Origin of the sequence: Chryseobacterium potabilaquae (assembly GCF_902728265.1) — a bacterium.
Classification (GTDB): domain Bacteria; phylum Bacteroidota; class Bacteroidia; order Flavobacteriales; family Weeksellaceae; genus Chryseobacterium; species Chryseobacterium potabilaquae.
In genome coordinates, this window is the sequence record NZ_CACVBR010000033.1 from 1 (window position 1) to 11,312 (window position 11,312).

Here is an 11,312-nt window from a genome sequence, read left to right on the forward strand (position 1 = left end):
AAATGGACCATGCCTATTCGAAATTGGGGTATTGTTCTCAACCAATTTATGCTTATTTTTGAAAAAAGGCTCAGATTATAAATCCAAGCCTAACTTTTTAACTTACACACTTTACGAGATAGTGTCACCTATAAATAAGTGAAGAGAGTGTTGAATAACATTCTCTTTTTTAAATAAATACAATCCATTTTTCGTAATTTAGTTTGAATTAAAAAATTACTCTATGAAAAAAACTCTTTTGTTTCTTTCAGTGAACAGTTTTCAGCAAAAACTTATTCTTACTAACATTACCAATGGATAGTCACTATTTCTCCATAGATTCAATCCAATAGATGATTTACTCCAACAATTATCGTCCAAAAAGCATTTAATTTAATATCTTTGAATTACAAATCTATTAGAGTAATGACTATCTTACAAAAGCTTTTCTTATTATCTTCATTGAGTTTCTTTTCCTTTCCTATTGTACAGGGACAAACCAAAGTTCCATTTGGAGTTGTAAAAGCTGAAGAAGGCTATGCAATGGTGCGTGTTCCCAAGGATAATTATAGAAAAATTATAGATAAGATCCGTATGCGGAGAGGCGATGTATTTGTTTACGTAAAACCAGCTCCTGGAGAAACAGAGTGGATATGGATAAAGTACCCGGAAAAAAATGAGACTGAAAAACCTTTTGTAAGATACGATACACTCAATAAGGAAGGGATGGTAAATAAAGATCGAATTGCCTTTATTGATCAATTACCTCAATTCACTCCTTCTAAATCTAAAAATGGGAAATCTCTTATTTTCACAGATAATACCAATCCCAAAATACCGACTAATCAAAGGACTAAAGTTATTATTGATATCTACCCTTCTAACGCAGGATACCGTAAACAGGAAAAAGATGCTTCCGGAAAAATTCTTACTATTGACAAAATTAAACCTTGGGGAATTAGCAATGAATTACCGGAAAATATGACTGAAATTAAATCGATTAGAGTACAACAACCCGAAAGAGGTTCTGTATTTGTAAGAGAAGCTATTAAAAATATGTTTCAGCCTACCATGGATTTCAACAATATAGGAGTTACTGCTATTGATAATGATCATATTTTTCTTTATATGATTAATGGATCTGGTGAAAATAGATACACCACCCTTTGGACAATAAAAGAAGGAAAAGTAATCAATCAAATCATTTTCAATAATCCTGAATAATTCATTAATATTTATTACTTTTGTACCGAAAGCAACTTGCTTTCCGGAAATTGGCTCTGCTTAGCTGTAGATTAAATGGGAATCGTGTGAAAATCACGAACTGTCGCGCAACTGTAAGTGACAAAAAATCTTGATCAAATATATCCACTGTGTTTATCATGGGAAGGAGATCAAAGATGTCATAAGTCAGGAGACCTGCCTTTTTCTTTAAACAAAAAACTTTCGCGATCTGAAGTTAATTGATTTGATATAATTCTAAGAGGGTTATCCGTGTCTCTCCGGTCTGTTATCTCAATACTATTTCATTTCGTTTTAATTAATAATGAAATATGACTACTGAAGAAAGAATTACATCATCAGAAACTAGAATTTTTAAAGCCGTTTTCCCTAATACAACCAACCATTATGATACTCTTTTCGGAGGGACTGCCATGCAATTAATGGATGAAGTTGCATTCATTACTGCTACCCGATTCGCTAGAAAAAGAGTTGTTACTGTAAGCAGTGATAAAATTGATTTCAAAAAACCTATTCCGGCCGGGACTATAATAGAGTTGATCGGAAAAGTGGTATATGTAGGAAAAACCAGTATGAAAGTAAATGTAGAAATCTATACTGAACAAATGTATTCCTATGAAAGAGAAAGAGCCATTGTAGGAGACTTTACTTTTGTAGCCATTGATGAATTGAAGAAACCAATCCAAATACTATAAATATAGTGACGAGTTTTGGCAATTTTACTTGCCAAAACTCATTTTCTTTTATATTATTTCAAGACTTTTTCAGTTTCAAGACTTTTATTTAATAACAGCTCAAAGGCCTCTCCCATTTCATCTGATGCTCGACCGATTGCATTTTCAAGCATATTTCTAATTTGTTTTTCAGTCACTCCAGCCTCCGTCCAGCTTTTTCCTGAAGTATGTGAATTTAGAATAAATGGCATAATCCTATCTATTGAACATGCAAAAACGGCATCAGCAGTTTTCTCTTCTTCAAATTCCAACCAAAGATTAAAGAAATCTGAACGCAGCGGTTCATCAAGAATTCCAAAAATATTTTGAGCCGATAATTTTTCTCGCTCAAATTTTCCCACCATTGCTTTTTCATCAAACAAAAAAGTATCGCCCGCTTCTATTTCTACTAAATCATGAATAGAAAGCATTCTGATCACTCGAAGAAGATCAATATCTTCTCTATTTTTCGCATAAGGAAAAAGAATTTGAGCTAAAATAATAATCTGCCATGAGTGCTCTGCAGTATTCTCTCTCCTATTATCATCCGCATTAAAGTTTCTTCTTTGTACATTTTTCAAGGCATCTACAGCCAAAATAAAATCTACTTCCTTTTGTATTTTCATTCGTATCTATATTATTATTCGATTTTTCAGTTTCTTTAGCTTACTATTCTACCCATCATTATATAAGTTACTCATAAAATGCGCTTCATTTTCTCTTTACATACAATTGAGCGTTCATATGATATATTTACTATAAAATAATTGCATAAAAATACAAATCACCATCAAAAGTATGATATTTTTGATAAAATTATCATCAATTATCTAGAGACCCCATTTTTCAACAAAATTTATACAACTGATTTACAACACATTAATTCATTATTTCAAAAAAAACACTACTTTGTATTGCATAATACCATTTTAATTATATATCTTTGTAATGTAAGATTAGAATACGTTCAACTAGCTAGGAACATTATTCTAAACCAATATATAACTAATTAACAAAACTTTATTAAAGATGAATACTGAAAATACCAAAGCGCAAATGCGAAAAGGAATTCTGGAATTCTGTATTTTAAGTCTCATCAATCTTCGTGAAATGTATGTTTCCGACCTCATAGATGAGCTTAAAAAGGGAAAACTAGATGTGGTAGAAGGTACACTATACCCTCTTTTAACAAGATTAAAAAATGGAGAATTTCTTTCTTACAGATGGGAAGAGTCCACAGGAGGCCCCCCTAGAAAGTACTATCAAATAACAGAAAAAGGAAAACTGTTTTTAGATGAACTCCAAAATACCTGGAATGAATTAACGGATTCAGTAAACCAAATTACTCAAAAAATTTAAAAACAAAGCTATGAACAAGACACTCTCAATAGGACTCGCAGGTTTTTCTTTTACCATAGAAGAACACGCATATATAAAGCTCAGCGACTATCTGAATGCTCTTAGAAGCTCATTAGATGTTTCTGAAGCAGATGAGGTAATGCATGACATAGAAATCAGAATGGTTGAAATTTTCAGAGATTCGCTAGGTAAACGTGAAGTAATCAATGATACCGATGTTGAAAAGGTAATTAACCAGATTGGTACTCCTGAAAAAATAGAAGAACAAGAAGAAGCTTATTATTCTGAAAAAAACAATTCTAAAAAAACAAATTCGGGTACTAATTATACAGATAAAAAACAATTATTCCGCGACCCTGAAAGACAAAAAATCGCAGGTGTTTGCGCAGGATTAGCTCACTATGTAGGAATGGATATTACAGCTATGAGAGCTATTTGGTTGGGTGTATTTATACTAGGGATCTTTACCGCTGCCATTTCCTCTTCCTTAATAGGATTACTCTATGTTATCCTTTGGATTGTATTGCCAAAAGCAGAGTCAGCAGCTGATTTTTTGAAAATGAAGGGAAAACCTATGAATTTCGATAATCTTAAAAGTGAATCTAATAAATTAGTTCAATTTGCTAATGAATCTACTCAAAGAGTTGGAGAAATTTATATAGAAAATAAGCCTTACATCAACAATGCGGGCAGTGGAATTTGGAATGCTGTTAGATATATTTTAGGGGGTATTTTCGGATTAATTTCCTTCTCATGCTTAATTGGAGTATTTGTAGTATTTGGATTCATGGGCAATAATGATTTTCCTCCTATAAGTCATATGAATTTCTATTTCGACAACGATGGAATGAAATATGTTATTATGGCTATGATTATTTTAGGAAGTTTAATTCCCGCGATACTATTTGCATTACTCAGTATTAAATTAATTTCTCCAAAAACAAAATTAAGAAATACAGGTTGGGTATTAGGAGCATTGTTCTTAGGTCTAATTTCAGTATCTACATATTTTGGAGTAAGTATGGCAAAAAAAGAAATGTTTTTGAAAGGTCATAAAGAAGATACCGAAGAGATTTCTATTAATACCAATTCTGATAGTTTATATGTTGACGTAAAACAAATAACTGTTCCACAAAGCTTTACAGGATATGAAGATGATCTATATTCAGATAAGCAATCTGTATTTGAAAAAGATTATGTTTATGTTGATGTGACTAGAAAACCAAATGTAAAAAGTCCTTATCTTATTATTAAGAAAGAAGCAAAAGGATATAATATACCGCTTCAAGTGAATGTACCTGTAGAAATATCCGGAAATAAAGTGATGCTTCCTAATTACATAAAATATCCGTATGCTCATAGATTCAGAGACTATAGAATAGATTATGAATTGGTTATTCCTGAAAATATGGTTGTAATTCCTGCAAGAAAAGATATTATTGATTTCAATGGAGATTTAGATGGAAATGGAGTTAATGATGATGACGAAGATGAAAATGGTAACAATAAAAACATTAAAATTGAAAAAAATAAAATCACTGTAAATGGATCTACCATTGAATATAATTCTGATGATAAAGATAGTATTATTATCAATGGAAAAAAAGTTCCAAAATCTCAGGCCAAAAAAGTAATTGACTCTATGAAAACCGATATTGAGAAAACGAAAGGCGATGTAGATATTCAAATTAAAGAAGGTAAAAAAGAAATTTCCATAAAAACTAAATAATTAACTGCAGAGAGTGGCAGGAAGGTGTGAATGGAGGGCAATTGTTTGAAATTCACACTCTTCTACTCTCAAAAAAACTAAAATATTTAATTATAATGGCTAGTTTTCCATTAAATTACCTTATCTTAGTCACAAATTAATAACCCAAATCAAAACTTAGTAAAATGGTACAAGTAGCATTAGAAATTGCAATAAAAATCGCAGATTTCATCAGCGGTTTGTTTTAGGAGCGATAATATTTCAATATATTTGTAAAGTATAGCCAAAGTTGTGGTTATACTTTTTTATTTATAATACGATTTTTATGAAAAAACTAATTGGCAAATTAATGCTCAAATTAATGGGATGGAAAGTTGTTTTGCAAGGTGATATAAACAATCTCAACAGATGTATCCTTGTTGTAGCACCCCATACTCATAACGTAGAATACACCTTGGGAAATTTTGCTTATTGGAGTTTAGGAAAATCTTTAAAAGTGATTATTAAAGATACCCATACAAAAGCTTGGTATGGTGGTATTGTGAAAGGACTTGGTGGAATTGGTATCGATAGAAGTCAGAAAAACGATCTTATCAATTTTGTGGCAAAACAATTTGAAAAAGATGACTTTAGTTTAGTCATTACCCCTGAGGGTACAAGAAGTTGGGTTCCAAAATGGAGAAAAGGATTCTATCATATGGCTTTAACCGCAAAAGTACCTATCGTTCTTGCTGCAGGAGATTTTAATAAAAAGATTATCTACTTAGGATACACTATTCCTTATGAAAGGATTGCATCCGTTTCTTTTCCTGAAATCATGAAAGAAATTCAAGAGTATTACGTAAACAACAATATTGTACCTAAAGTACCAGCCAATTGGAATCCCAATTTTATGAAGAACACGATTGAAGAATAAGTATTGACTTACTATTAGTCTTGATTAATCTTTTACCATAATGAAAGAATTTCAGCGCTCATGGTAACATACTTTAATACCTAAAATAGATCTATATCAAATGAAAAATTTAACAAAAGAAGAAATACTTTATTTTCTCAATAGCTGGGGTGAAGAGGTCACTTTGCCAAAAACTTTAGAAATAAAATTTATTGATGTCGACATAGAAAATGAAACTCTGACTGCTACAATGCCTGTTCAGCCTAAAGTACATCAACCATTTGGAATTTTGCATGGAGGGGCAAGCTGTGTATTAGCGGAAACAATGGGATCCAGCCTATCCAATATATTTATTGATGTAAGCTCGTATTATGGCGTGGGAACTAATATCAATTCCAATCATTTAAGAAGCAAAAAAGATGGAATCATTACAGGTACTGCTAGATTTATTAGAAAAGGAAAAACAATACATGTTTCAGAAATTGAAATTCGCGATGAAGAGGGACAGCTGATTAGCCATACCACAATGACAAATAATATTCTTTCAAAATAATTTTTTCAAGAAGTGAACTATCTTTAGTATATTAGAATTAGAATATAAAGATTTAGGCTAAAAAATTCATTCTTTTGATTTTGACCTTTTCAAGACTAATAATACCTTTGTAGAAAGAAAATAGACTTAAAATCTACCAGCCCTGAATAATACTTTTGTACAAGTAATACCCTATGATTTATTTCAAATTCCCTTTCAATGAAAAGCTCTATTCAATAGATGAAAATACATATAAAAAATCAATCACATTTTATTCTTTTGATGGATTAACTCAACTTAATTTTAAAGGAAATATTATTGAAATTGATTCTACAGAATTTGAGGAATTGATAATCACCAATAAGCATTTACCAACCACTGAAAACCATTTTGTTGAAGAAACCAAAAATGAATATTTACATACACTAGAGCATATAATACAAGTTATTGTTGATCATAATCTCCCAAAGTTAGTTTATTCCAGAAGAAAAATTTTCAAAGACTTTATTCTTGTTGATCTAAAAGAAAGTTTCAAAAACCTATGTAATGCTTATCCCAATGCTTTTAGGTACTTTTTTAATGATGGAAAAAATGCATGGATAGGTGCATTTTCTGAAGTATTAGGGAAATTCAATAAAAACACCTATGAATTTGAAACAATGAGCCTTGCAGGTACTCTTCCTATTTCAGAATCTTGGTCTGAAAAAGAAAAAGAAGAACAAAAGCCTGTATCAGAATATATTAAGAATATCCTTAAAAACTATTCAGAGGATCTGCAAATCTCTAGCACATATGATCATATTTCCGGTAATATTAAGCACCTCAGAACGGATTTCAAAATAATAATAAAACCGAAAGATTTAGAAAATATAATCCATCAACTCCACCCCACTCCTGCGGTATGTGGAATCCCAAAAGATTTTTGCATAGAAAATATTAAGGCCTTTGAAAAGTTTCCTCGCGAATTATATGCCGGATATATAAAAGTTGAAACAGAAGATTATATTCAGTTTTTTGTAAACCTTAGATGTGCAAAACTGTATCAAGATTCGATACATTCATTTATTGGAGGGGGAATTACAGCGCAAAGTATTCCTGAAAAAGAATGGATGGAAACAGAATTAAAATCTGAAGCTGTCCTAAAAAATCTAGTGATCCTTTAATTGTTATAAACAATCCTTTACCTCCGTTAAACAATATATATTATGCTTTACAACAATTTCTTCTTTAATATAGAAATACATTAGAAGTATTTTTGGACCTTGAAATATTTATAGAAGTTATATTTGAGATTACCCTTCATTTTGCTTTTCAGTTGATAACCTCTTAATGTTTTTATTTTTCATCAAATTATATCTTTTTATAAAACTAAGATATATTTTTTTTAAGACAATAATAAACGCACACAATAAAACACTGATTTACAATAATTTAATTATACAAGAACACCATCAGTTAATCAGGCTTAAGACCACATTATACAAAAAAATCTCTTCCAAACTATTTGAAAGAGATTATATTTTATATAATATTGAGTTTATTTCTTTTTTACACCAATCCTACTCCAAGTATCTAAAACAAAAAGTAAGATCAAACCAATCACTGCCGAAGCAATAGAAAATACAAACTTTAGATTATCTTCTGATAAAACTTCTGAACTCCAGTCTAAAGCATACAGATTAACAGCTATAAAAACAATAAACAGTATTAAAAATACTTTATAAAACTTTTGCATAATTTTTAAAAATTAATATAAGTTTGCACCAATTGGGCAAAATTTGCGGTAAATAATTTAATTGAAATAGCTAAAAGAACGATTCCAAACACTTTTTGTAAAATAGATAATGTTCCATCTCCCATTTTTTGCTCCAACCATTTCGCCGATTTCAGCACCAAATATACAAAAATTGTATTGAGAATAATTCCTAAAATAATATTAATATCATGAAATTCAGCTCTAAGGGAAAGTGTGGTAGTTAAAGTACCTGCTCCTGCAACTAAAGGAAAAGCGATAGGAACAATTGAGGCAGATTTAGCTTCTGTGGATTTGTTAATTTCAATGCCCAATATCATTTCCAATGCAATAATGAAAATAACAAAAGCCCCCGCAATTGCAAAAGAATTAACATCAACACCAATTAATTTAAGAATTTTGTTTCCTACAAAAAGAAAAATAAGCATAATAGCTCCAGCTGTGAGAGAAGCTTTTCCTGCTTCGATTTTTCCAAACTTCTGCTGTAAACTCACAACAATAGGAACAGATCCAATAATATCGATCACAGCAAAAAGAACCATAAAACATGTTACAATTTCTTTTATAGAAAAGTTATTAAAAATCTCCATCAATTTGTATTTAATAATTTCGCAAAAATATGAAAATAAATTAACTATTTGCTAATCCGAGAGTACAAATTAACAATCACTTTTAAAAGTTCCTCAATCCCTTCCGCAGATTTAACAGGAGAATACTTTTCTATTTGAATTTTTTGTGAAAAGTTCAGATAATCTTCACTTAAAGCAATCCCTTTATATTCTGCAAGAAAGTGAGCAAACTCTTCTTTGGAACCTTTAACGTATTGATTTCTAACTTCTAAATCCAACTCTTCCACGATTAGAAAGAATTTTTGATAATCCCCCGTATTTTTAAGGTTTTCTAAATAACTAAAATAATCATTCACATCAGCCTCTAGTGTTCTTCTAATTTCATTTTCTGTCTCTGCTACAGACCCTAAAGATTTTGACTGTGAATTTTCTTTAACTAAATTTCGTTTTTTTTGCCACTTCTTAAATAATAAATAGATAACAAATATACCCAATAATATCGCAATATTTGTTAAAAGTATACTCCAATGAAATTTATCTTTTTCTTTAACCTTAAATGAGGTAGTCTTCAGAACTGGAGTATTCACCGTTTCTAAGAAATTATTGGTATATTCATTTACCGTTTCCACAGTAGTACGAGACTCTATTACTTCCTTATGAGAAAGAACATCCAATTGTAATGTCTTTTTACCTAAATTAACATATTCTTTATTTTCAGGATTGAAAAACGAAAATTTTGTTGTTTCAATAGAAATAGCTCCATCTTTATTGGGAATAACGACATAGTTGGCTAAAACCTCCCCTTTAATACCTTTACTTCCTGGTGATACTTTAGATGTTATTTTTGGATTGAATACTTTATAGTTGGGAGATTCAGCAATCTTAGGTAATACCATATGAGTTAAGTTTCCCTCTCCAGTAACCTTTATTATCACATTTACAGGTTTTTTCGCCTCAATTTTTTCCTTAGAACTTTTATATATGGAAACATTAAAATTCCCCACAGCATTTTTAAAGCTTGCAGGAGCTCCTTCAGGAAGTTTTTTTACATTCAGCTTAATCTTATTTGAAATGATTTTATTCTTAGTACTATAAGTATTAACCGATGCAGATACCGGGGGAACCTCAACATATCCATCCTCATTAGGGAACACCATAAAAATAGCTAAGATCTGTGAAGCCATAGTTCCTCCATAGCTTGGAGGTGATATATCGGACTTTGTAAAGCTCACCGGATAAACATTAATATTTTCCTGTTCCGGAAGATTAATATTCTTAATCTTTCTAAAGTTGTCCATATTTCTAGAATACACCTTTAAAACAGCAATCGTAGGTTGGTCCTGATAAACCTCACGATCTTCGATTTCCATATTCAGATAGACGTCATTTGAAATATTGTTATTCGCTACTAATTTTTTATCTATTTCTTTTACAAATACTTCAAACGGTTCTGTTTTGTAAACTTTATTATTAATCGTCACCAGAAACGAACCTATTTTTACTTTGCCCTTTTGTTTTGGCTCTAAAGCAATTCTTGTTACATATTGTGAAATAGCAATATTGGTTTCCGGGTCTTCAAATTCATTATTCATTGAACCCGTCCCAATAATATTAAATTTTGATAAATCAGGAGAACGTAATGGCGTTTGACGACTAAATTCTGTTCCGTTTATTTCAAGAACAATCGTAAGATTAATAATATCTTTCCCATTATAATTATTTTTGTCAGGAGTTATGGAAAAATTAACCTGTCCGTAAGAAATTACAGATACTAAAAAGAATAATATGGAGTTTAATTTGTACTGCATCACCAATCTTTCTCATTGCTCTCGGGCATTGAATAAGAATTTTTATTTAAAATTCTTCTGGCAGTTTCTTTTTCTTTATCACTTACTTTCTCTAAAATTGCTTTTTCAAGATCTTTAGGAATTGTTCCTTCATTTTTCTTATTCTGATCAGAATCATCACCTTGTCCTTTTCCTTGGTTTTCCTGATTATTTCCCTGATCTTGTTTTTGATCCTTAGAGTCATCTTTTTGATCACCCTTTTGTTGATCTTTATTATTCCCCTTACCAGAGTTTTTTTGCTGATCTTTTTTCTGCTGATTTTCTTTTTCTTTCAGCTTTGCAATTTCATAATTTTTCCTGGTCGACTCATTACCTGGACTTTGCTTAAGAGATTGCTTATAATAATCTGCAGCCTTTTCAGGTTGGTTCATTTGCATATATGCATTTCCCAAATTATGAAGAGCAGCAGCCTTATCGGGAAGGTTTTGTGAAAGCTTTTGTGCTTTTTCAAATTCTGCTTTCGCCTCAGCATATTTTTTATTCTTATACAATGCATTTCCCAAATTATAATGGGCATTAAAATCCTTCGCATTAGATTCTATGGCTTCCATATATTTCGAAGACGCTCCATCATAGTCTTTACCATTAAATTTTTGATTACCTTCATATATAAGAGTCCTATAGTTTTTCTGCCCGAATAAAAAACTAGAGAACATGCAAGTAACCACTAACGACAAAAAAATGATTTTAGTATTCATTAAGTGCAAAATTATTC

General features: G+C 30.8%; 12 protein-coding genes and 1 riboswitch. Of the genes, 7 read left to right on the top strand and 5 right to left on the bottom strand.

All coding sequences use genetic code 11. The features are described from left to right. Positions 1 to 381 precede the first annotated feature (381 nt). The gene (locus CHRY9293_RS14285; RefSeq protein WP_228455546.1) at positions 382 to 1,203 is read left to right on the top strand and encodes a hypothetical protein; all 822 of its coding nucleotides are present in this window, start codon (positions 382 to 384) and stop codon (positions 1,201 to 1,203) included. 34 nt (positions 1,204 to 1,237) lie between these two features. After that, a riboswitch (cobalamin riboswitch) is annotated at positions 1,238 to 1,420 on the top strand. Between the two features lie 112 nt (positions 1,421 to 1,532). Further along, positions 1,533 to 1,916: an acyl-CoA thioesterase gene (locus CHRY9293_RS14290; RefSeq protein ID WP_122635992.1), complete on the top strand. Its 384-nt coding sequence runs from the start codon at positions 1,533 to 1,535 to the stop codon at positions 1,914 to 1,916. Between the two features lie 53 nt (positions 1,917 to 1,969). Here the strand turns inward: CHRY9293_RS14290 and CHRY9293_RS14295 are convergent, their stop codons facing one another. Next, positions 1,970 to 2,560: an HD domain-containing protein gene (locus CHRY9293_RS14295; RefSeq protein ID WP_162033601.1), complete on the bottom strand. Its 591-nt coding sequence runs from the start codon at positions 2,558 to 2,560 to the stop codon at positions 1,970 to 1,972. 403 nt (positions 2,561 to 2,963) lie between these two features. Between CHRY9293_RS14295 and CHRY9293_RS14300 the strand changes: the two genes are divergently transcribed. The 5 genes from CHRY9293_RS14300 to CHRY9293_RS14320 all read left to right on the top strand — a co-directional run bounded on the left by CHRY9293_RS14300 (position 2,964) and on the right by CHRY9293_RS14320 (position 7,591). Next, positions 2,964 to 3,293, top strand: coding sequence for a PadR family transcriptional regulator (locus CHRY9293_RS14300; protein WP_122546633.1), 330 nt, complete (start codon positions 2,964 to 2,966; stop codon positions 3,291 to 3,293). A 10-nt stretch (positions 3,294 to 3,303) separates the two neighbouring features. Next, complete coding sequence (locus CHRY9293_RS14305) at positions 3,304 to 5,022, top strand: PspC domain-containing protein (protein WP_162033602.1); 1,719 nt, start codon at positions 3,304 to 3,306, stop codon at positions 5,020 to 5,022. A 304-nt stretch (positions 5,023 to 5,326) separates the two neighbouring features. Continuing rightward, positions 5,327 to 5,917: a 1-acyl-sn-glycerol-3-phosphate acyltransferase gene (locus CHRY9293_RS14310; RefSeq protein WP_162033603.1), complete on the top strand. Its 591-nt coding sequence runs from the start codon at positions 5,327 to 5,329 to the stop codon at positions 5,915 to 5,917. Between the two features lie 100 nt (positions 5,918 to 6,017). Continuing rightward, positions 6,018 to 6,449 carry a PaaI family thioesterase gene (locus CHRY9293_RS14315; protein ID WP_162033604.1) on the top strand — a complete coding sequence of 144 codons (432 nt, stop codon included), beginning with the start codon at positions 6,018 to 6,020 and terminating at the stop codon, positions 6,447 to 6,449. Positions 6,450 to 6,622: 173 nt separating this feature from the next. Continuing rightward, a complete protein-coding gene (locus tag CHRY9293_RS14320; RefSeq protein ID WP_162033605.1) occupies positions 6,623 to 7,591 on the top strand; it encodes a chorismate-binding protein in 969 nt (322 codons plus the stop codon). Between the two features lie 374 nt (positions 7,592 to 7,965). On the opposite strand, the gene CHRY9293_RS14325 is transcribed toward CHRY9293_RS14320, so the two are convergent. The 4 genes from CHRY9293_RS14325 to CHRY9293_RS14340 are packed head-to-tail and all read right to left on the bottom strand — an operon-like array spanning position 7,966 to position 11,295. Beyond that, positions 7,966 to 8,163, bottom strand: a complete 198-nt coding sequence (locus CHRY9293_RS14325; RefSeq protein WP_122635985.1) for a hypothetical protein — start codon at positions 8,161 to 8,163, stop codon at positions 7,966 to 7,968. Between the two features lie 5 nt (positions 8,164 to 8,168). Beyond that, on the bottom strand, positions 8,169 to 8,771 hold the full coding sequence (locus CHRY9293_RS14330; RefSeq protein ID WP_122546627.1) for a MarC family protein: 603 nt from the start codon (positions 8,769 to 8,771) through the stop codon (positions 8,169 to 8,171). Positions 8,772 to 8,815: 44 nt separating this feature from the next. Continuing rightward, entirely contained in the window at positions 8,816 to 10,558 is a 1,743-nt protein-coding gene (locus CHRY9293_RS14335; RefSeq protein WP_162033606.1) for a BatD family protein, read from the bottom strand. Beyond that, the gene (locus tag CHRY9293_RS14340; protein ID WP_162033607.1) at positions 10,558 to 11,295 is read right to left on the bottom strand and encodes a tetratricopeptide repeat protein; all 738 of its coding nucleotides are present in this window, start codon (positions 11,293 to 11,295) and stop codon (positions 10,558 to 10,560) included. Before CHRY9293_RS14340 ends, CHRY9293_RS14335 begins: the two co-directional genes overlap by 1 nt. Positions 11,296 to 11,312 lie beyond the last annotated feature (17 nt).